The organism is Labrenzia sp. THAF191a (assembly GCF_009363335.1).
Lineage (GTDB): Bacteria > Pseudomonadota > Alphaproteobacteria > Rhizobiales > Stappiaceae > Roseibium > Roseibium algicola.
Map to the genome: position 1 here is coordinate 6,033,855 of NZ_CP045333.1, position 20,331 is coordinate 6,054,185.

The 20,331-nt window shown below is 59.6% G+C and carries 19 protein-coding genes; 13 read left to right on the forward strand and 6 right to left on the reverse strand.

Going from position 1 to position 20,331, the window contains the following annotated elements; all coding sequences use genetic code 11:
* Nucleotides 1-11: 11 nt before the first annotated feature.
* The 3 genes from FIV05_RS27665 to FIV05_RS27675 form a co-directional block, all read right to left on the reverse strand.
* Nucleotides 12-818: a mechanosensitive ion channel domain-containing protein gene (locus FIV05_RS27665; protein ID WP_152511736.1), complete on the reverse strand. Its 807-nt coding sequence runs from the start codon at nt 816-818 to the stop codon at nt 12-14.
* 96 nt (nt 819-914) lie between these two features.
* Complete coding sequence (locus tag FIV05_RS27670; protein WP_152511737.1) at nt 915-2,462, reverse strand: ankyrin repeat domain-containing protein; 1,548 nt, start codon at nt 2,460-2,462, stop codon at nt 915-917.
* Between the two features lie 170 nt (nt 2,463-2,632).
* Nucleotides 2,633-3,043, reverse strand: coding sequence for a helix-turn-helix domain-containing protein (locus tag FIV05_RS27675; RefSeq protein WP_152511738.1), 411 nt, complete (start codon nt 3,041-3,043; stop codon nt 2,633-2,635).
* 135 nt (nt 3,044-3,178) lie between these two features.
* Between FIV05_RS27675 and FIV05_RS27680 the strand changes: the two genes are divergently transcribed.
* Nucleotides 3,179-3,745 (forward strand): NADPH-dependent FMN reductase, encoded by a 567-nt coding sequence (locus tag FIV05_RS27680; protein ID WP_075283303.1) that lies wholly within the window; start codon nt 3,179-3,181, stop codon nt 3,743-3,745.
* A 67-nt stretch (nt 3,746-3,812) separates the two neighbouring features.
* Here the strand turns inward: FIV05_RS27680 and FIV05_RS27685 are convergent, their stop codons facing one another.
* The 3 genes from FIV05_RS27685 to FIV05_RS27695 form a co-directional block, all read right to left on the reverse strand.
* Complete coding sequence (locus FIV05_RS27685; protein ID WP_062490086.1) at nt 3,813-4,676, reverse strand: NAD(P)-dependent oxidoreductase; 864 nt, start codon at nt 4,674-4,676, stop codon at nt 3,813-3,815.
* Between the two features lie 73 nt (nt 4,677-4,749).
* Entirely contained in the window at nt 4,750-5,493 is a 744-nt protein-coding gene (locus FIV05_RS27690; protein WP_173013966.1) for a crotonase/enoyl-CoA hydratase family protein, read from the reverse strand.
* Between the two features lie 21 nt (nt 5,494-5,514).
* Nucleotides 5,515-7,296 carry an acyl-CoA dehydrogenase gene (locus FIV05_RS27695; protein WP_152511740.1) on the reverse strand — a complete coding sequence of 594 codons (1,782 nt, stop codon included), beginning with the start codon at nt 7,294-7,296 and terminating at the stop codon, nt 5,515-5,517.
* Nucleotides 7,297-7,610: 314 nt separating this feature from the next.
* On the opposite strand from FIV05_RS27695, the gene FIV05_RS27700 reads away from it, so the two are divergent.
* The 12 genes from FIV05_RS27700 (at nt 7,611) to FIV05_RS27750 (ending at nt 20,318) form a co-directional block, all read left to right on the forward strand.
* Complete coding sequence (locus FIV05_RS27700) at nt 7,611-8,606, forward strand: L-threonylcarbamoyladenylate synthase (protein ID WP_152511741.1); 996 nt, start codon at nt 7,611-7,613, stop codon at nt 8,604-8,606.
* Nucleotides 8,607-9,379: 773 nt separating this feature from the next.
* Nucleotides 9,380-10,309 carry a histone deacetylase family protein gene (locus FIV05_RS27705; RefSeq protein WP_173013967.1) on the forward strand — a complete coding sequence of 310 codons (930 nt, stop codon included), beginning with the start codon at nt 9,380-9,382 and terminating at the stop codon, nt 10,307-10,309.
* Nucleotides 10,310-10,448: 139 nt separating this feature from the next.
* Entirely contained in the window at nt 10,449-10,697 is a 249-nt protein-coding gene (locus FIV05_RS27710; protein WP_006933521.1) for an exodeoxyribonuclease VII small subunit, read from the forward strand.
* 494 nt (nt 10,698-11,191) lie between these two features.
* Nucleotides 11,192-12,319, forward strand: a complete 1,128-nt coding sequence (locus FIV05_RS27715) for a hypothetical protein (RefSeq protein ID WP_152511742.1) — start codon at nt 11,192-11,194, stop codon at nt 12,317-12,319.
* Between the two features lie 346 nt (nt 12,320-12,665).
* Entirely contained in the window at nt 12,666-14,627 is a 1,962-nt protein-coding gene (dxs, locus tag FIV05_RS27720) for a 1-deoxy-D-xylulose-5-phosphate synthase (RefSeq protein WP_152511743.1), read from the forward strand.
* Nucleotides 14,628-14,852: 225 nt separating this feature from the next.
* The gene (locus FIV05_RS27725; protein WP_209009809.1) at nt 14,853-16,256 is read left to right on the forward strand and encodes an MFS transporter; all 1,404 of its coding nucleotides are present in this window, start codon (nt 14,853-14,855) and stop codon (nt 16,254-16,256) included.
* 146 nt (nt 16,257-16,402) lie between these two features.
* Nucleotides 16,403-16,741: a hypothetical protein gene (locus FIV05_RS27730; protein WP_152511745.1), complete on the forward strand. Its 339-nt coding sequence runs from the start codon at nt 16,403-16,405 to the stop codon at nt 16,739-16,741.
* A gap of 38 nt (nt 16,742-16,779) precedes the next feature.
* Entirely contained in the window at nt 16,780-17,298 is a 519-nt protein-coding gene (locus tag FIV05_RS27735) for a copper chaperone PCu(A)C (RefSeq protein WP_152511746.1), read from the forward strand.
* Between the two features lie 123 nt (nt 17,299-17,421).
* Nucleotides 17,422-18,048 carry an SCO family protein gene (locus FIV05_RS27740; protein WP_075283310.1) on the forward strand — a complete coding sequence of 209 codons (627 nt, stop codon included), beginning with the start codon at nt 17,422-17,424 and terminating at the stop codon, nt 18,046-18,048.
* A gap of 27 nt (nt 18,049-18,075) precedes the next feature.
* A complete protein-coding gene (locus tag FIV05_RS31960) occupies nt 18,076-18,210 on the forward strand; it encodes a hypothetical protein (protein WP_006933515.1) in 135 nt (44 codons plus the stop codon).
* A 7-nt stretch (nt 18,211-18,217) separates the two neighbouring features.
* Entirely contained in the window at nt 18,218-18,958 is a 741-nt protein-coding gene (locus tag FIV05_RS27745; protein ID WP_152511747.1) for a TlyA family RNA methyltransferase, read from the forward strand.
* Nucleotides 18,959-19,085: 127 nt separating this feature from the next.
* The gene (locus FIV05_RS27750; protein ID WP_152511748.1) at nt 19,086-20,318 is read left to right on the forward strand and encodes a TRAM domain-containing protein; all 1,233 of its coding nucleotides are present in this window, start codon (nt 19,086-19,088) and stop codon (nt 20,316-20,318) included.
* The last annotated feature ends 13 nt before the right edge of the window (nt 20,319-20,331 follow it).

Consider the following 20,331-nt stretch of genomic DNA (forward strand, 5'->3'; position numbering starts at 1 on the left):
GGTACGCCGTATTATCCGGCTTTCTGAATTTCGACCGAATGCGGATAGGGAATGGAGATGCCACCGGCATCAAACGCTTCCTTGACCGACTTCAGCATGTGGAACTTCAGTTCCCAGTAGTTTGCGGCATCACACCACAGCCTGACGCCAAGATCGACCGAACTGTCTCCCAGATTGGTCAACCGGACCCAGGGCTCCGGATCATTGTGAACGCGCTCGTCCGCGTTGGCGACATCGAGAATGATCTGCACCGCCTTGTCGATATCGTCGCCATAGTCGATGCCGAAGGTCAGATCGAGACGCCGGGTGGAATGCGCCGAGAAATTGGTGATGACCGTGCCCCAGGCCTTGCCGTTCGGCATGATGATCTGAACGTTGTCCGGTGTCACAAGCTCGGTGACGAAGATGTTGAGATCCTTCACCGTTCCGGACGTTCCGCCGATATCGACATATTGGCCCATTTTGTAGGGCCGGAAGATGATCAGCATCACGCCTGCGGCGATGTCGCTCAATGTTCCCTGCAACGCCAGGCCGATGGCCAGTGTACCGGCGCCCAGCACGGCAACGAGACTGGTGGCCTGAATGCCGAAGAGCTGCAGAACCGCGATAACCGTGATGAGCAGGATCAGCCAGCGAACGATGGATGCGGCAAAGCTGCCGATCGTGTCGTCGATGCGCGGGTGAGCCACGATCCTGCTCTTGACGATGCTCGACAGGAAGCCGGCCAGAAACCAGCCGATCACCAGAACGATGATGGCTTTCACTGCGTTGATGATCAGTGGCGTATAGACGCTCACCTGGTCGATTGCGCTTTCCATGAAGTCCCTCCGTTCCCATGCAATCACTTGAATACGTGGAAGTACTATCAGCAGATTTAGGCACTGGCCAGCAATGCACCCTGAGATTGCTGTAACTTACCGGAATATTGCCGGGGAGCTGGCTTCATCGGCTGAACCGGCAAGCCAATCCTCGAGAAACTGTGCCATTTCCTCGTTGCCGCATCCACTGATGCAGCGCGGATCAAGCAAGCTGCCGGCCTCAAGCAGCAGGCGTGCACAGGCGATGTGATCGGCTTCACGGCGTTTCGGGGCAAATTCCGAACCGTGGACGACAGTGTCGAGAGCATCGCCACCAAAGCGGTTCTTGCGGGTAAGATCCGGTCCAAGCGAGAGGAAATAGGCCATTTCATCCGCAAGGCCGTTCCAGCCCGCCACCTGCAAAGGCGGCAGTCCCATGTCGTCGGGCTCATTCGGGTCCAGTCCGGCCGCAATCAGCGCCTTCATGTGTTCCAGCTTGCCTGGCATGAAGGCGAGCCGGGTCAGCAGGCTTTTGTCTTCCTTGCTCAGACGCGCAGTATCGAAACTACCAGGATTTGCCTTTCCCTCGGCGCAGGCGGCCAGAACCTGTTCGTTCCGGTCCAGCGTGTGCGCATGACCTTTCTCCGCCAGGTATTTGGCGACCGGCAGATTGCCGTAAATCAACGCCATGGCGTATCCGGTATGGCCGTCCCAAACCGCGTCCGGATCGGCGCCATGGGCAAGCAACAGCTCGACAACCTTCACCGAGCCACCGCGCCGGGCTGCCTGATGTAGGGAGGGAATCGTGTTCATGGGCTGGCCGCTCGGATGATCCGGCACGGTGATGTTCGGATCGGCTCCGGCTTCCAGGAGCAGACGGACCTTTGTTTCATCATCGAAATCGAGTGCACGCGGCAAGGCATTGGTCCCATCCGGCTGCGCACCATGCTTCAGAAGCAGTTCGAGTGCACGCGGATGCTCAAGCTCGGTGGCATGGTAGAGGCTTTCGTTATCGTTGGGACTGGCTCCCTGTTCCAGCAACCAACGGCCAAGGTCGAAATTATCCGCGTGACACAAAGCGCCGTAGAGCGCGGACAGCATGTGTTTGTCGCCCGGCCTTTCCGGGTAACCGTCATTCACATCCGCGCCGTTGGCGACCAGCAGTTCGGCAATGGCAATCATGTCTGCCGCCCGTTCCGGACGCCGATGTATTTCCTTGGAAAAAGCCAGATGCAGGATCGGCGAGCGTACACCCACCAGGCGCGTGGCGGCTGCAGGGTCCGCTGCCACCACCCCGCGAACGGCGTCGAGGTCGCAAAGGGCAACCTGAAGGCCGAAATTGTCGTCCTTCAGCGTCGGGTCATCGGCAAGCAGTTTTTCCGTAACCCAATGCTGGCCGAAATAGAGCGCCTGTTTCAAACGCTCTGCCCGCTCATCCCTGCTCAGGGATGCTGCTTCGAGGGTGAATTTCAGCTTCGGCCAGCTGTCATGACCGGCTTCACGGGCAATGACATGAAGAAAATCCGCGTGGCAGAGGGGCTTTGAGGGGTCTACGTGGGCAGAAACGCGTTCAGTGGCTTCCGCCTCGCCTTTCAGAAAGGCTTTTCTGAGACGGCGTGCGAATTTCTTGAAGTCGTCGAGGGAAGTTGCAAGTCCTGCGGACATGGCTTTTCTCCTGTGTCAAAAGCCCGGGCGATCCGCTGGTGTCGGGCGCAGGTGAAAAACCGGCATATGGCGTCAGAAGTCAGGGTGCTTTCGCTTTCCGCGGATCCGGCAGCCGCCCTCGTCGGCGACGCCAAATTGCATGAGGACACAACGGATTGCAACCCCGGAGGTCAGTCCGAACCGTTCTCCCTCTCGAACCGTTCTCGAGCCGAGGAGACAGCGGCTTCGTTCTCGATCGCCCAGTTGGTGAGCGCTTTCAGTGGCACCAGAAGCGTCCGGCCGAGCGGCGTCAGCGAATAGTCGACACGCGGGGGAATGCTGGGGGTCACGACGCGGTTGACCGGGCCGTCCTTTTCAAGTTCCCGCAAGGTCGCTGTCAGGGATTTCTGGGTCACGCCGCCAATCGACCGCTTGAGATCGGAAAACCGGCGCGGTTCATATTCAAGATGGGCAACCACCAGGCTGCACCATCTGCTGCCGACAGTTTGCAGCAGTCGTCGGACCGGCACGCAGCGCGGATCCTCGTGGTGCGGCAACTGTTCACGCGGCAGCTCTTCGACGGGTTTTGCCAGTGGTTTCATCAAGGATACCTCGGTTTCCAAAAAGTGCCGTCTTGCGGCCGGCTCAGTCTTACATCATTTCATACCGGTATCCAACGTATACCGAGGTATCGTCTGGATACTCCTCCCAAGCTTTTGTTTCTCAAGGAATTCATCATGTCGCTGAAACTGAAGATCATCTCCGGGTCGACCCGGCCTGGCCGCGTCGGGCCGACGATCGCGAAATGGGCAGCCAGTGCCGCCGAAGCGCATGGCGGCTTCGAGGTGGAAAGCATCGATCTCGCCGACATCAACCTGCCGCTTCTGGACGAGCCGGCGCATCCGGCTGCCCAGCAATACACCCACGACCATACCAAGCGCTGGAGCAGCATTGTCGCCGACGCAGACGCGTTCCTGTTCCTGACCCCGGAATACGACTATTTCGCGCCGGCATCGCTGGTGAATGCCGTGCAGGTGCTTTACCGCGAATGGAACTACAAGCCGGCCGGCATCATCAGCTACGGCGGCATTTCCGGTGGCCTGCGCGCGTCGCAGACGCTGCGCGAACTGCTTGGCAACGTCAACGTAATGGCTCTGCCGCAGGTGGTTCCGGTTCCCTTCTTCCCGGAATTCATCAACGACGAAAGCGTCTTCACGCCGAACGACAAGATGAGCGAAGGCACCACCCAGCTTCTGGGCGAGCTGACCAAGTGGGCAACCGCCCTGAAAACCATGCGCGGTTAAAAGACAAGGCCGCCGGATGTCTATCCGGCGGCCCCTAGATCTTCTGAACAGTCTGGAAGACCAGGTTCTACTTCTTGACCGGCCCCAGGTCGCATGGCGCCTTGCTCTCGTCAGGTACGAAGAAATCGGGTGCCAGTGCCAGGCTCGGGTCCACCCGATACTTGTCGAAATCGGTGACACCGCGACTGGCCAGGAACGTGTCGTCAATGACGAACTGTCCGGTAAATTCCTTCGACGGTGTGGTGAAGATCTCGTAGGCCGCATCGGCCAGAATGTCCGGCGTCCGGCTCTGCTGCATCATCTTGTCACCGCCGATGATGTTCTTGATCGCCGCAGTCGCGATGGTCGTGCGTGGCCATAGCGCGTTGACCGCAATTCCCTTGGAGCGCAGCTCGCCTGCCAGCCCCAGCACCACCAGGCTCATTCCGTATTTGGCGATCGAATAGGGCGTGAAGGGCGCGAACCATTTCTCCTGCATGTCCAGAGGGGGCGACAGCATCAGGATATGCGGGTTGTCGGACTGTTTAAGATGTTCGATGGCATGCTTGGAACAGGCAAGCGTTCCACGGGTGTTGATCTGGTGCATCAGATCGAACCGCTTCATGTCGGTCTGCTGCAGCGGGGTCAGTTGAATGGCACTGGCGTTGTTGACCAGAATGTCGAGCCCACCGAAATGCGCCGCGGTCTTGTCCATCGCTTCCTTGACCGCTTCGTCGTCACGCACGTCGAGCAGCACAGGCAATGCCTTGCCTCCTGCCGCCTCGATTTCCTCGGCCGCGGAATAGATCGTGCCTTCCAGTTTGGGATGTGGCTCGGCTGTTTTGGCGGCGACGGCAACGTTGGCTCCGTCACGCGCGGCCCGCAGCGCAATTGCCTTGCCGATCCCGCGCGACGCGCCAGTGATGAAAAGTGTCTTGCCCTTCAGGGACATGGTGGTTCCTCCGTAAGCCGCTCTCCGGCGACAACCTTGCGGTCTGAAATTTTCTCATCCGAGCAAACGTGGCTCAGGCCTTCTTTTTCGTCATGAAAGCCTGGAAGGCAGCTATCGTTTCCGGCGCACTCAGCCGGCTGGCGAAGATCCTGATTTCTTCCTCTACGCGCTCGGACAGCCGAGCTGTGTCGCCGCGCAGAAGCTTTCTGGAAAGCGCCATTGCTTCGGGTGGCTTAGCGGCGATTTCCTTCGCGCAGGCAAGTGCCGCCGCGTCGACGTCACCTTCGACAACCTCGTTTACCAGTCCGGCCTGTGCCGCCTTTTCGGCCGAAAAGGCGTTGCCGAGGCAGAGCAGCTCAAAGGCCCGGGCCGGCCCCATGATCTGAGGTCCGAGCAGGCTGGACCCTGCCTCCGGAACAAGCCCAAGATCGACGAAGGGGGAACGGATGAGGGCGCGCGGGCTGGCAAACACCATGTCGCAATGCATCAGCAAGGTTGTACCGACACCGATGGCAATACCGTCTATCGAGGCAACCAACGGCTTTTCGTTGCGAACCAGAGCCCTCAGGAACCGGACGACCGGTGTTTCACCAAGCCCGGTCTTGCCAGCGTATTGCAGGAAGTCGCCAATATCGTTGCCGGCGGTAAAAACTTCCGGCAGGCCGCAAATCAGATGGCAGCGAATATCCGCATCCGTGTTGCCTGTTTCCAGAGCTTCGGCGAGATCACTGTACATCTGCCCGGTCAGGGCATTCTTCTTTTCCGGCCGGTCCAGACGCAGGGTCTGGACACCGTCTTCAAGGGACTTGCGGATCATCATCTACTCCGATCAGGCGGTTCAGGACGCCAGGGCTTCGGCGTCGAACGCCTGAATTGCTTCGGCGGACAGAAGAATATCCGACTTCAAACCGGCGGTTTCCCCCATTGTGGTTTCACAGAAACTGCGGGCAAGCAGCGTACGTTCTGACAGCCGCTGTGCCGGTTCACCTGTCGAGGCAAGCGCCCCCTTGGCAAGCAAGGCGCCGCCCAGGGTCAGTCCGGCCAGCCGCAGATAGGGCGTCGCCCCGGCCAGGGCATCGCCGATCCTGCCGTCCGCCTGCGCGCTCAGCATGAAGCTCGTTGCTTCCTCAAGATCCCGGATACTGGCCGAGAGCCGATCCGCGGTGGCACCGAATTCAGGGCGGTTGGAGGCAGCAACCTCGTCGGCCACGGTCTGCAGCTCCGCGATGAAGCCCTTGATGTGTTCACCGCCGGACAGCGGCAGCTTGCGCATGACCAGGTCGATGGACTGGATACCATTGGTGCCTTCATAAATCGGGGCGATGCGCGCGTCGCGCAGATGTTGTGCGGCGCCGGTTTCCTCGATGAAGCCCATGCCGCCGTGTATCTGAATACCCAGCGAAGCGACCTCGACGCCGAAGTCGGTCGGCAGCGCCTTGGCGATCGGCGTCAGCAGACTTGCACGCTCGTTCCAGAAGGTCTTGCCGGCTTCGTCTTCGGCAATCTTCGACATGTCGATGGCGTGGGCGCAGGCGTAACAGATGGCGCGGGCAACCTGCGTGCGCGCCTTCATGCCAAGCAGCATGCGTTTGATATCCGGGTGGCGGGCAATCGGGCTCATGCCTTCGCCGGTCTCGCCGGGAGCCCTGCCCTGCTTGCGCTCCAGCGCGTAGGCAAGCGCATGCTGATAGGCACGCTCGGCCACACCAAGCCCCTGAATACCGACTGCAAGGCGAGCGTTGTTCATCATCGTGAACATGCAGGCCAGACCGCGATTTTCCTCACCGACCAGCCAGCCGATGGCACCGCCCTCGTCGCCATAGACCATGGTGCAGGTGGGCGAACCGTGAATGCCCATCTTGTGTTCGACACCGGCCACCTTCACGTCGTTGCGCTCACCCAAGGAACCGTCGTCGTTGACCAGGAACTTCGGTACAAGGAACAGCGAAATGCCCTTGGTGCCTGCTGGCGCATCCGGCAGGCGCGCCAGCACCATGTGGACGATGTTGTCGGTAAGATCGTGGTCGCCGTAGGTAATGAAAATCTTCTGGCCGAAGATGCGGTAGGTGCCGTCGTCCCGACGCTCGGCCTTTGCCTTGAGCGCGTTCAGATCCGAACCGGCCTGCGGCTCGGTCAGGTTCATGGTGCCCATCCACTCGCCGGATACCAGCTTCTCCAGGTACTTGGCCTTGAGCTCTTCCGAAGCGTGTTTTTCCATCGCCTCGATAGCACCGATGGTCAGCGTGGGCCCAATGGCGAACGCCATTGAACCGGAGTTCCACATTTCCAGCGCCGCCGCCGACATCATCACCGGCAGGCCCTGGCCGCCGGACTCCGGATCGGCAGTCAGGCTGTTCCAGCCGCCCTCGATCCATGCATGATATGCCTCGCGCCACCCTGGAGGAGTAGACACCTTGCCATCGGCAAGCGGTGTGCCGTGCTTGTCGGCAACAGCATTGAGAGGGGCGATTTCCTCGGCGGCGAACCGGCCCGCCTCTGTCAGGATGGCATCGACAAGATCGTCGCCGAGTTCGGCATGACGGGCACTCTTTTGCAGGTCGGACAGACCGCAGACATGTTTCAGAGTGAAGGCAATCTCATCGACGGGTGCGCGATACATTCAGGTCCTCCCAAAACCAATTGGCTTTCGATTCTTGCCGCCGGATGGCGGTTTTCGCTGTTCCGAGCTTGACGGCGGCAAGGCTACTCCGCAAAAGGCGCTATCGACAGCGGTTTGAAAGGACAATAGACCCGTTGACGTTAACGTCAACCCGTATCGCAGCGGCAGGTCATCGTCTTTTTGGTCAATTGCGGAAATGACATGTCCGGTCGGCTCGAGCCCTTCCGGAACTCATTGTACCGCCATTGTCGAAACCGAAATCTTCGCACATCCGGGCAGCTCTCGACTGCCGGATACGCAAGCGAGTGAGGCACATGCGGACTTGGACGCTCGACATCGCGGCACCTGGCTGGAAGGCAGCGCCTGAAGCAGATGCTGTGTGCGCTGCCCTGATGGCGGGTGACCTTGTGGCGGTGCCGACCGAAACCGTTTACGGCCTTGCCGCCGACGCCACCAACGGCACGGCCTGTGCAAAGATTTTTGCCGCCAAGGGCAGGCCCCAGTTCAATCCGCTCATCTCCCACGTCCAGACGCTGGATGCTGCTCTGGAGCATGGTGTTTTCGACGAACGTGCACTTGCACTGGCTGAAGCCTTCTGGCCCGGCCCCTTGACGCTGGTCGTGCCCAAACGCCCGGATTCCCCGATTTCCGATCTGGCCACTGCCGGACTTCAGACTGTTGCACTTCGGGCTCCGGTCGGTCCGGTGATGCGATTTCTGGCGGAAAAGACCGGCAGGCCCCTCGCCGCGCCAAGCGCAAACCGTTCGGGCAAGATCAGTCCGACACGGGCAGAAGACGTCGTTGCCGATCTCGGCCCTTCGCTCAGCTTCGTCATTGACGCGGGCGCTTGTGCCGTCGGCATAGAATCCACCATCGTCGGCCTTGTTGACGAAACTCCGCGCCTGTTGCGGCCAGGCGGCCTTGCCCGCGAGGACATCGAACGCGTACTTGGCCAATCGCTGCAAGGCGCGAGCCCCGACATGCGGCCGGACGCTCCGGCGGCCCCCGGCATGTTAACATCTCACTATGCCCCCGACGCTGCGATGATACTGAACGCCAGCGAGGTGAACGCCGCAGACGGACTGCTCTCATTCGGGGCTGATCGTTTGCCAGGGGCTGAAAGTGCACAGGCTGAATTCAACCTGAGCCCGGCAGGTGACCTTGCCGAAGCTGCCGCAAATCTGTTTCGCGCCATGCGATTTCTGGACGCTAGGGGTGTCCGCGTCATCAAGGTGCAGTTTATCCCCAGCTTTGGATTGGGCGAAGCGATCAACGATCGGCTACGCCGCGCGGCGGCACCACGCGACTGACCCCGACCAACGCTTGCGATGGAATGAGCCGGCTAAATTTATCCGGCAATGATTTGGCGCATTCTTTGGCACCAAAACAAAAGGCCTTAAAAAACAGCAACTCGGAAGCAGGCGCTAAAATTCAAGCTGAATCCGGACCGCCTTAAGTTAACCGAAGAGAGACGCAAGTTTCCGCTTTAACGGACAAGCAACCGTCGCCCTCGCAACTCGATTTTGGTTAAGCAAACCATACAATATCTATCGAGATACGACCCTCTACTGCAAACTTATCAACACCATGCCCCAAATGGATTACGGTAAAAAGCTCGCATTCCCTTACTGGAATCACGTAGTTTAAGAATCAGATTTGAGATGCAGCGGACCTCCCCTCGGGCATTGCGGTGCTCGCACCTCGGTAAGGGCCGGCAAAGAGCCGGCCCCTTTTTTTGACCTTCCCTTTCCATGACCCAAGTCCGACCAGCCGAAGCGGAAGCCGGTACACCAGGACGCGTGCGACACTGGCCCAGTCTGCTGCCTCATGTAGGTCACCTGCCTCAAACGCGCTCGATGCGCCTCCCTCGATGCGGGACAAGCCGAGGTGGAACCGGTATCGGGGTCCGAGTTGGGTCTGATCTGACTTGCTCAATGCCCCGCCCGAACTCCCGGCTTTCCTTTCCGCGGCTCACCAATTTTGCCGCAGTCGTTATTCCAATGCGGGAATTGACAGCCTGTCCGGCAACCGTTCTGATGCAGAGCCGACAAAAGATAACAATCGACCTTCCGGAAACGCCCCCTTGTCTACCTTGCTTCTGCATCATTCGTCCTATCTCGACCACCTGACACCCGTGGGGCATCCGGAGCGACCGGACCGGATCCGGGCGATCGACAGGATCCTGGAGCACGAAAAATTCCAGTCCGTGGAACGCGACCTCGCTCCCATGGGAACCGTTGAGGACATCGCCCGCGCCCACCCGATGAGCTACGTCGACCAGATCCACCGGCTGGCGCCGGCGGAAGGAACAGCCCGGGTTGATGCGGACACCACCATGTCGCCCGGCACCTGGGAAGCAGCGCTTCGCGGCGTTGGCGGTGCATGCCGTGCGGTCGACGAGGTCTTGACGAAAAAGGTCAACAACGCCTTTTCCGCTTCTCGCCCACCGGGCCACCACGCTGAAAAAGACCGCGCCATGGGCTTCTGCTTTTTCAACAACGCAGCGGTTGCCGCGCGTTATGCGCAGGCAAAGTTCGGACTGGAGCGGGTGGCCATCGTCGATTTCGACGTTCACCACGGCAACGGCACGCAGGACATTTTCTGGGACGACCCCACGGTAATATATTGCTCCACCCACCAGATGCCGCTCTATCCGGGTTCGGGAGCCGCCTCGGAGACCGGAGAAGCCAACACGATCGTGAATGCACCTCTGGCCCCGGGAGAGGATGGAACCGGCTTCAAGGAAGCGTTCGAAGTCCTGCTGCTGCCTCGCCTCAATCACTTCGCGCCGGAGCTGGTCATCATTTCCGCAGGTTTCGATGCGCACATGCGCGACCCGCTTGGGGGCCTTAATCTGGTCGAGGCCGACTTTGCCTGGGCAACACGCGCGCTGATGGACGTTGCCGACGCCCACAGCAACGGTCACCTGATCTCCGTCCTTGAAGGCGGATACGATCTCGAGGGCCTGGCGCGATCGGTCGCAGCCCATGTCATGACGCTGATGACGGGTTAAGCGATCCCGCTTCGGCGCAGCAAGACCGAAAAGCACGGGGATGACCGTCTGAAGGCCCAAATGAAACCTTGACCTTCAGCCCTCAGACCGCAAGTTTCCCTCAAGACCAGATGCCATCCAGACAAACGGGATCCGACCGATGACCGATGCTGCCAACGATATTGCCGGCCTTTCCTTTGAAGAAGCGCTGAAGCAGTTGGAAACCATTGTGCGGGAACTCGAGCAGGGTAACGTACCGCTGGAGCGAAGCATCGACATGTACGAGCGTGGTGATGCGCTGCGCAAACATTGCGACACGCTCCTGAAATCGGCGGAAGCCAAGGTCGAGAAGATCCAACTGGGTCAAAATGGCGAAGCCAGCGGCACCGAAGCACTCGACCCGCAGTAATCCGACAAGATCATTTTCCAGTCCGACCAGACGCCATTCCGTCAGATCGCGGACAGCCCCCCCCTTATACGTGGCCTGATCGGTCGACAGGGGCTTTTAGCTTACTTCAAACTTCATCGTCTTGACCGGCTTGCAGCTGGTCAACTGCCATCCGCATTGTCGCCGGCATTGCGAGCGCGTCACCCCGTTGATGTGTCGACCACCCTTATCGAGACGACGGCGTCAACCGCGGCCAAGCTGCCAGCACCAGCCAGCATTCACCTTCATTCATTTTGAAGTAAGTTCGAGTTCCATCCCGCTCCCGACACAACAATTCCCTCACTATTCAACGACTACGCAATCATCCGTACCCTAGGTTACTATCTCCGGTTTTATTGCTATTTACTCGATAAGTTGATAAAATCATTGTCAAAATAGAATCCTGACAATGTAATCACTAATAGACGCAGCAGAGCATGCCGGCACTCAGCCATCGCGACCACGTAGAACTACTTATGCGGATGCTCAAGCGTCCGTTGCAATCTGAAGGTTGGCACCCGGTACTGAACTTCATCGACGACAAACTGAACTGCAGAACCTTTCTTGCCGAATACGATGGAGACGGCACACCGTTAAGGTCCCTGGGCGGCGAAAACCAGGCCAGAGAGCTCGCGACCCTTTTCAGCCGTATTGAAACGGTGAACGGCAACTCCGCATTTCAGTTCCTGCTCACCGAAGCCTCCCAGCTCTACCCCTATTCGAAGACATCCCTGGCGAACCATCGTCAGACGGCATCCGACCCCGCTACCGGATCGCAGGAAACTTCGCACCCAGATGCGAATATGGCAGGCAACTGGCTGGAAAATGCTCCCGGGCTGGTTACGCCAGTCAGGCGCACTGCACACTCTTCCGTCCTGTTTGGCTGCCTTTTCAGAGGATACAGCACCGAAAGGATTGACGCGGACCGGGCCAGCGCGACCTTTCACACCCTTGTCAGTGCGCTGCTGCCCGCACTCGATCTGCATTTCCAACTGGAAAAACAACGGCTCGAAAACCAGTTCCAGGAATTGATGCTTTTGGAACAGGAGGGCGCTGCGGTTCTTGTCGACGCTAACCGGGTGATACTTGCCGAAACGTCAGAGGGGCTGGAAAGGTTGAACGAACTGGATATCGCCGTCCGTCGGCAGCGGCACCTGGCGATCAACAGCAGACGCCTTGAGATTGCCCTTCAAGAACAACTGGCGACTTTCGAAGACGGTGGCATCGCAGACCCGACAAGCGTCCTTTTTTGTCCCGCACCGGAGAGCGGACTTGTCTGCCGGGTGTCGCTGGAGACCGTTTCGTGCCCGGGCCTGCCGCCGGACGCCTGCGCACAACCTTTGTTTTTGATCCGCACGACAACATCAAAAGACCCTCCGGAAGAGGTCGAAATTTGCCTTCAGGACCACTACGAGCTTTCACATTCCGAAGCACGCCTGGCCTGGCATCTGACCATGACAGGCGCACTGAGCACTACGATCCAGGATCTCGGCATCACGCAGAACACTGCAAAAACACACCTGCGACGGATCTACGAAAAGACCGGAGCGCACACACAACTTCAACTCGCACGGCTCGTCCACCGGATCGCCCGCCTGTTTTGAAAGTATTCAGGAACGCAGAATTTTGTGTTGAAGCCACTTGCTATCATTATTGTTTCAGCAACCGAAATGCGGCCAACGCACAAAAAAATGGAGCCGTGGACTACGACTCCCAGTTGATCACTGTGCACGTGGCCCCATCGACCACCCTCAATCCCTAGGCCAGTTCCAAATGCTTTGCATCACCCAAAGGGGTGATTGCGCGTATTTTCACTAAAAATTGCACGGTTTCTGCCAAACACCGTCTTAAGTCTTTTGAGGCAAAGGCGGGGTAAATTTTCGACCGAAATCATGAGGCCAATTTGGCGCATACCCCCTGCCCGATTTGCGCCCTATATCCGGTTGGTGTATGCCTGCCCGCCATGTTTCAAATCGTGGAGCTATCTCCAGAGTGACTTCCAAGCCCGATACCCCGCTTCTTGACAAGGTTAAGTCCCCGGCCGATCTGCGCCTGCTCGATGAAAGCGAACTCAAGCAGCTCGCCGAAGAGTTGCGTGCGGAAACGATTGACGCCGTGTCGATTACTGGCGGACACCTGGGCGCCGGGCTCGGTGTCGTGGAACTTACGGTCGCGCTGCACTACGTGTTCAACACGCCGGAAGACAAGCTCATCTGGGACGTCGGCCACCAGTGCTATCCGCACAAGATCCTGACGGAACGCCGCGACCGCATTCGCACGCTTCGCCAGGGTGATGGCCTGTCCGGCTTCACGAAACGCGCCGAAAGCGACTTTGACCCGTTTGGTGCAGCCCATTCCTCCACGTCGATCTCGGCAGGCCTCGGCATGGCCGCCGGACGGGATCTGAAGGGCGGAAACAATAACGTCATAGCGGTGATCGGTGACGGCGCCATGTCCGCCGGCATGGCCTACGAAGCGATGAACAACGCCGGCCATCTCGGCTCGCGCCTTATCGTCATCCTGAACGACAACGACATGTCCATTGCGCCGCCGGTCGGCGCCATGTCCGCCTATCTGGCCAGGCTCGTTTCAGGGCCGACTTACCAGACCTTGCGCGATGCGGCCAAGAACCTGGTGAAGAACCTGCCCAAACCCGTGTTCGAAAAGGCGGCCCGGGCTGAAGAATATGCCCGCGGGTTCTGGACAGGCGGCACGCTGTTCGAGGAACTCGGCTTCTATTATGTCGGCCCGGTGGACGGTCATAACCTGGAACACCTGCTGCCTGTTCTGAAGAACGTCCGCGACACCCACCATGGCCCGATCCTGATCCATGCGGTCACGCAGAAGGGCAAGGGTTATGCTCCTGCCGAAGGGGCCAAGGACAAGTATCACGGCGTCGCCAAGTTTGATGTCGTCACAGGCAAGCAGTCCAAGCCGAAGGCCAATGCGCCCAGCTACACCAACGTCTTTGCGACATCCTTGATCAAGGAAGCGGAAACGGACGACAAGGTGGTCGCGATTACAGCCGCCATGCCGGACGGCACAGGCCTTGATCTGTTCGGCGAAGCCTATCCGAAACGCACCTTCGACGTCGGTATCGCCGAACAACATGCGGTTACCTTTGCCGCGGGTCTTGCGACCGAAGGCTTCAAGCCCTTCTGTGCGATTTACTCCACGTTCCTGCAGCGAGCCTATGATCAGGTTGTGCACGATGTGGCGATCCAGGGTCTGCCGGTACGTTTCCCGATAGACCGTGCGGGCCTCGTTGGTGCGGATGGCCCGACCCATGCAGGCGCTTTCGACACCGCTTTCCTGACCTGCCTTCCCGGTTTTGTGGTCATGGCGGCTTCGGACGAAGTGGAGCTGCGCCACATGGTGGCAACTGCCGTTGCCTATGACGAAGGCCCGATCTCCTTCCGATATCCGCGCGGCGAAGGTGTCGGTCTGGAGATGCCGGAACGCGGCAGCGTGCTTGACATCGGCAAGGGTGTCATCCGCAGGGAGGGCACCAAGGTTGCCCTTCTCAACTTCGGTGGCCGCATGAGCGAATGCCTCAAGGCGGCGGACGAACTGGATGCGGCCGGTCTTTCGACCACAGTCGCAGATGCCCGCTTCGCAAAGCCGCTCGACATGGACATGATCCGCCGTCTTGCCCGCGAGCATGAAGTTCTCGTGATGATCGAAGAAGGCTCCGCCGGTGGTTTCGGCAGCCATGTGCTGACCCGACTTGCCGAGGAAGGCTTGCTGGACAACGGACTGAAAGTGCGTGCCCTTGCCTTGCCGGATGCCTATCTCGACCACGACAAGCCGGACCTGATGTATGCCCGGGCAGGCCTCACCTGCGACGGCATACTGAAGACCGTCTTCACAGCGCTCGGAACGGCCTCCGTCAGCGCGCCGCAACGCGCCTGACCGGTCTTCAGGTCACCGGCTCCAGCACGCGGCATACTGTAATGGACAAAGTCGATTGGGGAGCGGGTTTCAAACCTGATTGACACAGGCCGCCATACCTGAAAAGGCTGGTCGAAAGAAACAGACGCGTCGGATCAATCCGGCGCTTTTGTTTTATTTCTGGAGCACGATACCGGCCGCGACGCTTCTGTTGGAGCTGCGGCGATCCATCGTCAGGATGCAGCCATGGCTCAGACCCTTCTTTCCGTGTCCGCTCTCTTGTTGTCCGTTGCCCTGCTCATATTCGGGCACGGTCTGCAGACGACACTGCTGCCGCTGGCCGCCGAACGGTTTTACTTCACCGACTTCGAAATCGGTCTGGTCTCTTCGGCCTATTTCTTCGGCATGGTGCTTGGCTGTCTCGGCGCACCTCTGGTGATCATGCGGGCCGGGCACATTCGCGCCTTTGCCGCACTTGTTTCGCTAATGTCGGCCGCCGCCATCCTGCATCCCGTGCTTATCGACCCCTATGCCTGGATGATCATCCGCATGATCTCCGGCTTCAGTCTTGCCGGCTTCTACATGATCGTCGAAAGCTGGCTCAACGAAAGCGCGTCCAACGAGAACCGCGGCACGGTGATGTCGTTTTACATCGTCATCCTGTTCGGTGCCCTGATGCTGGGCCAGATCTCGATCGCGTCGATGAATATTGCCGATTTCATCCCGTTCGCGATTGCCTCGGTGATGGTGTCCCTTGCGGTGATGCCCGTTTCGCTGACCACCTCGACCCAGCCTGCACCGATCACGCTGGTGCGGTTCCAGCCCGTCAAGCTCTACAAGAACTCCCCTGCCGCCTTCATCGGCGTGCTGTTTATCGGCAGTTCGCAAGGAGCCCTGCTGACGCTGTCTTCGCTCTACGGATCCCAGATCGGCCTCTCGACCAAGGAAGCCGCCTTTTATGCGGCGGCCATCGTCGGCGGCGGGCTTATCGCACAGTGGCCCGTTGGGCGTTTGTCCGACCGCATTGACCGGCGTCTTGTGATCGCAGGGCTGGGGATCGCAACCGCTGCCGTTTCGGCTGCTATCGTGTTCTTCTCACCGAAGGACTTCACGATTGCCATACTGAGCGCCGTGGCCGTGGGCATGGTCGTCCAACCGCTTTATGCAATCGCGGTTGCGCACGCCTTCGACCACGCGGCAGCTGAAGATTTTGTCGCCACGTCGTCCGGCATGCTGCTGTCGTTCGGTATCGGATCGATCATCGGGCCACTGGCCGCCTCCATGATCATGAGCAACACCGGCCCATCCGGGCTCTACATCATGATCATTGGGGCGAATATCCTGATGGTGATCTTCATCCTTGCCCGCGTCCTGACCCGTCAGGCACCGACAGCAGAAGAAAAGACCGACTTCGAATACGCTTCCACGGCACAGGTCGGTTCGGTTATCTCCGCTGAACCGCTGGATGCAGCAGCAGAAGAATACGTCATCGCGCCTGAAGATTTCCCCGCCTACGAAGACGACATCTACAATTTCGAATCGTCATCCGATGCAGAGGCAGAGGCAGAGGAAAACAACGCGTCCGCTGAAGGCGCCGCAACGGATGAAGCGCCGGATGCGACTGCAGACAAGACAACTCCAAAGAGCTGACACCGTCACGCGGCGGGTGACAGGCATCAGCCCATGCACCTGCGCGGTTTCGCCCCTCGACACGGCATTCCAACCGGCTTATAGCCGCTAGCATGAATGCGCGCGTCACAAAGCTGCAACAGCTAAGGCAGGAGCGTCACCCTTTGGTGGCGCTGGCAACCCTTGCCTTTGCAATGCGGCTTGTTCTGCTGGTTCTCGCCAGCGCGCTGACGCCGGACGCAGCTGTTGCCGCGGGCCTTACCAGTCTCTGCCAGCCCTCCGGGCAGGAACAAAACCTGCCTGGACCGCATAACCCGCTGACCTGCCAATGCGGCCCGGTCTGCGCTCATGGCTGTGCTATCGCGCCCTGCCTTGCAGGTGCTTTCGCCCCTTTGAACCTGTCGCCCGAAATTTCCGCCACTGAACGCGTTCCGGCAGGGCAACAGGCTGTGCTGGCCGTTCCTTATAGAGCTACTGCCATCAGGGCTCCTCCTTCCTTGATCTGAAAGAAAATCCAACTTCTCAGACCTCAAGGAATAGCATTATGAAACTCTGGAAATCCGTTGCGGCAGCAGCCGCCCTTTCGCTTGTCTCCCTGTCCGCCCTTGCCAGTGACTACAAGGTTGGTGAACTGACCCTGACCCAACCCTGGACCCGCGCGACCCCGCCCAAAGCAAAGGCCGGTGGCGGTTTCGTCGAGATCGTCAACAACGGTACCGACGCAGACCGCCTTGTCGCGGTCAGTTCCGATGTTGCCGCGAAGGTGGAAATCCACGAGATGGCAGTCACCGACGGCGTGATGAAAATGCGAAAGATGGAAAATGGCATCGACATCCCGGCTGGCGAAACGGTTGCGCTTCAACCGGGCGGCTTCCACATCATGTTCATGGGCCTGAACCAATCCTTCGAAGAAGGCACCAGCATTCCGGTTGTCCTGACCTTTGAAAAGGCCGGGGACGTTGCCATTGAACTTCCTGTTGCCAAGATGGGCGCCAAGGCACCTGATGGCGAAGCTGCGCATGGTGCGATGGACCACCGCAAGATGGATCACGGCAAGAACTAAGCCCCGTCAGCGGGCGTTGCCTCGGCGAAGACGCAACGCCAGCAATTTCTTTTCCAAGCGCCAGAGCCGCCAGCCCGTCTCGAAGCCGGCACTGAAGGCTCTGGCCAAAGCAGGACGAAACCGATGTCTGGTTTGAAACTTTTCCGGTACGTGGCCTGGGCTGCTGTTGCCGTGCTCGCTGTCGTGTCCGGTGTTCTGGTCTATCAGCAGACTGCCGGCAACAAGGGCACCGGTGCCTTGATCGAGCCGCTTGCGGCCATTGGCGGCCCGTTCGAACTTGTCAGCGGCACCGGCGAAACGGTGACCGACGAGACCTTCTCCACCAAGCCGACAGTGATGTTCTTCGGCTTCACCTTCTGTCCGGACGTCTGCCCGACCACGCTTTCCGAACTTCAGGGCTGGATGGCCGAACTCGGACCGGATGCGGACAAGCTCAACTATGCTTTCGTCACTGTGGATCCGGAACGCGATACGCCCGAAGTCATGCGTGACTATGTCTGGGCATTCGACAAGCGTATCGTTCCGCTGACCGGTTCGCGGGAACAGATCGATGCGATGCTGAAGGCCTATCGGGTCTATTCCAAGAAGGTGCCACTTGACGATGGCGACTATACGATGGACCATTCCGCTGCCGTCTACCTGATGAGTGCCGACAATAAGTTCGTCGGTACCATTGCCTATGGCGAGGCCGAGGAAAATGCCCTGAAGAAGCTGCGCAGGCTGATCGACAACGCACCTGCCTCTTCCTGAGGCGATAGCTGGAGCAAGCCGAACATAATGCGCATGCCGCTGTTCATGGGACTGACCGCCGGCGCGACGGGCCTCGTCGCGCTTTCGGCGTTTCTGTGGCTGTATGCCGGTGAACGGGTTTATGCCGACCGCCTGATCTCGGCAATCGCCGGCTGCTTCTGAAGACCGCATGTCCAAACAACGCCTCGACCAGCATCTCGTCGATACGGGTGTCTTTCCAAGCCGCGCACGGGCGCGTGACGCAATCCTGCGCGGAACGGTGAGCGTCGATGGTCATCTATGCACCAAACCGGCGCAGAAGACTTCGGCGGACGCCAGCATCACGGTTGAAGATCCCGCTTCCGGTTATGTCAGCCGGGCCGCGCTGAAGCTGATCGAAGGCCTCGACCGGTTCACGGTCGACCCCACAGGCCGGATCTGCCTCGATATTGGCGCGTCCACAGGCGGATTTACCCAGGTTCTGCTGGAACGTGGGGCCACCAAGGTTCACGCCATCGATGTCGGGCATGGTCAGTTGCACGACAGTCTGAAGTCAGACCCGAAGGTGGCCGCGCGCGACGGCCTCAACGCCCGGGATCTGACCTCACAGAACCTTGGAGGAGACGCCCCGGCTCTGCTTGTCTCGGATGTCAGCTTCATCTCGCTAAAGCTTGCCCTTCCTCCCGCTCTTGCGCTGGCGGCACCGGGTGCTGAAGGTGTCTTTCTGGTGAAGCCGCAATTCGAGGCGGGCAAGGACAATATCGGCAAAGGCGGTCTGGTCGATCCGGAAATTGCCGAAGAGACCGCAAAATCCCTGCAGATGTGGTTGAACACCATTCCCGCCTGGCAGGCAGGCGACCTCGTCCCCTCGCCGGTCAAGGGTGGTGACGGCAATGCGGAATGGCTGCTCTACGGAAAGAAAGCCGGTTGAGGGCTGTCGCCTCTCATCTCCTTCGACGTCTGGTGAAAGCGCAAAAGCCTGTTTCCATCAAGGGAGCGGGAAGCACGTCCCATGATCAAGACTTGCCCAAACCCCTAGTTGGCGTTATCGCTCGCCCATGAGCGAGAGAGAGATTGAAATCACCACGCTCGGTCACCGCGGCGACGGCGTTGCCGAAACGGAGACCGGGCCGATCTACGTGGCCGGGGCGCTGCCCGGGGAAATCGTCCGGGCGAACGTCGTGGACGGACGCGCCCAAAAGCCCGTGATCGAAAAGCCGTCGCCGGACCGGATCGAACCCGTGTGCCGTCATTACTCCGCCTGCGGCGGCTGTTCCGTACAGCACCTTGCGGAAGAGCCATACCTTGTCTGGAAAAGCGGGCTGGTCGAAAAGGCCTTGCGCGACCGTGGCATCGAGACCGAAGTTTCCGGGACGATAGCTGCGACCATGGGAGGGCGACGCCGGGCTGTACTGACGGCCACCCGTGCCGGACGCCACACCTTGCTCGGTTACCATGAAAAGGCCAGCCACAGGCTGGTCGATATCGCCGAATGCCCGGTGCTCGACCCGGTCATCGTTGAAGCGCTGCCCGGCCTCAAGTCCCTTGCCTCGGAAGTGCTTCCGAAAAAGGGTGAACTGCGGATGACCGTTCTGGTAACGACCACCGGTCTGGATGTGGCTCTCGACAAGGCCGACAAGGGATACGAGCGCAAGATCCCGGCCCTGTCGCAAAAGGTCGTCGATCAGAACCTTGCCCGGCTTTCGGTCAACGGCGAAGTCATTCTGGAGCTCCGCCCGCCGCTGCTCGACATGGGCGGCATCGGCATTGTTGCCGCGCCCGGCAGTTTTGCCCAGGCGACACTGGCGGCGGAACATGCGCTTTCCAAGCTGGTAATTGACGGTGTCGGCAAGGCCAGGACAATTGCAGATCTCTTTTCCGGTGTCGGCACATTCGCGCTCAGGCTCGGCCGACAGGCAAATGTGCATGCGGTTGAAGGCGATGCTGCGGCACTGGCCGCCTTTGACAAGGCCCTGCGCAAACCCCAAGGCCTGAAGAAGGTGACCTTTGAACGGCGAGACCTGTCACGCAGGCCGCTGGTGAAGGAAGAGCTGGAGCCTTACGACGCCGTGGTTTTCGACCCGCCGCGCGCAGGCGCTCAAGCCCAGGCAGAGCAACTGGCGCTATCCAGGGTCAAGACGATTGTTGCCGTCTCCTGCAATCCGGCGACGCTTGCCCGGGATCTGCGGATCCTGCTCGACGGCGGTTATGTGCTGCAAAGCGTCACACCGGTGGACCAGTTCCACTATTCGCCCCATATTGAAGCAGTGGCGGTGTTGACCAGACCTTGATCAGGGAGTGAGC

What these genes read in the sequence shown, in the direction of transcription:
- FIV05_RS27665 (WP_152511736.1), bottom strand. Translation starts at nt 818, where the DNA reads ATGGAAAGCGCAATCGACCAGGTGAGCGTCTATACGCCACTGATCATC.
- FIV05_RS27670 (WP_152511737.1), bottom strand. Translation starts at nt 2,462, where the DNA reads ATGTCCGCAGGACTTGCAACTTCCCTCGACGACTTCAAGAAATTCGCA.
- FIV05_RS27675 (WP_152511738.1), bottom strand. Translation starts at nt 3,043, where the DNA reads ATGAAACCACTGGCAAAACCCGTCGAAGAGCTGCCGCGTGAACAGTTG.
- FIV05_RS27680 (WP_075283303.1), top strand. Translation starts at nt 3,179, where the DNA reads ATGTCGCTGAAACTGAAGATCATCTCCGGGTCGACCCGGCCTGGCCGC.
- FIV05_RS27685 (WP_062490086.1), bottom strand. Translation starts at nt 4,676, where the DNA reads ATGTCCCTGAAGGGCAAGACACTTTTCATCACTGGCGCGTCGCGCGGG.
- FIV05_RS27690 (WP_173013966.1), bottom strand. Translation starts at nt 5,493, where the DNA reads ATGATCCGCAAGTCCCTTGAAGACGGTGTCCAGACCCTGCGTCTGGAC.
- FIV05_RS27695 (WP_152511740.1), bottom strand. Translation starts at nt 7,296, where the DNA reads ATGTATCGCGCACCCGTCGATGAGATTGCCTTCACTCTGAAACATGTC.
- FIV05_RS27700 (WP_152511741.1), top strand. Translation starts at nt 7,611, where the DNA reads ATGCGGACTTGGACGCTCGACATCGCGGCACCTGGCTGGAAGGCAGCG.
- FIV05_RS27710 (WP_006933521.1), top strand. Translation starts at nt 10,449, where the DNA reads ATGACCGATGCTGCCAACGATATTGCCGGCCTTTCCTTTGAAGAAGCG.
- FIV05_RS27715 (WP_152511742.1), top strand. Translation starts at nt 11,192, where the DNA reads ATGCGGATGCTCAAGCGTCCGTTGCAATCTGAAGGTTGGCACCCGGTA.
- dxs (WP_152511743.1), top strand. Translation starts at nt 12,666, where the DNA reads ATGCCTGCCCGCCATGTTTCAAATCGTGGAGCTATCTCCAGAGTGACT.
- FIV05_RS27725 (WP_209009809.1), top strand. Translation starts at nt 14,853, where the DNA reads ATGGCTCAGACCCTTCTTTCCGTGTCCGCTCTCTTGTTGTCCGTTGCC.
- FIV05_RS27735 (WP_152511746.1), top strand. Translation starts at nt 16,780, where the DNA reads ATGAAACTCTGGAAATCCGTTGCGGCAGCAGCCGCCCTTTCGCTTGTC.
- FIV05_RS27740 (WP_075283310.1), top strand. Translation starts at nt 17,422, where the DNA reads ATGTCTGGTTTGAAACTTTTCCGGTACGTGGCCTGGGCTGCTGTTGCC.
- FIV05_RS31960 (WP_006933515.1), top strand. Translation starts at nt 18,076, where the DNA reads ATGCGCATGCCGCTGTTCATGGGACTGACCGCCGGCGCGACGGGCCTC.
- FIV05_RS27745 (WP_152511747.1), top strand. Translation starts at nt 18,218, where the DNA reads ATGTCCAAACAACGCCTCGACCAGCATCTCGTCGATACGGGTGTCTTT.
- FIV05_RS27750 (WP_152511748.1), top strand. Translation starts at nt 19,086, where the DNA reads ATGAGCGAGAGAGAGATTGAAATCACCACGCTCGGTCACCGCGGCGAC.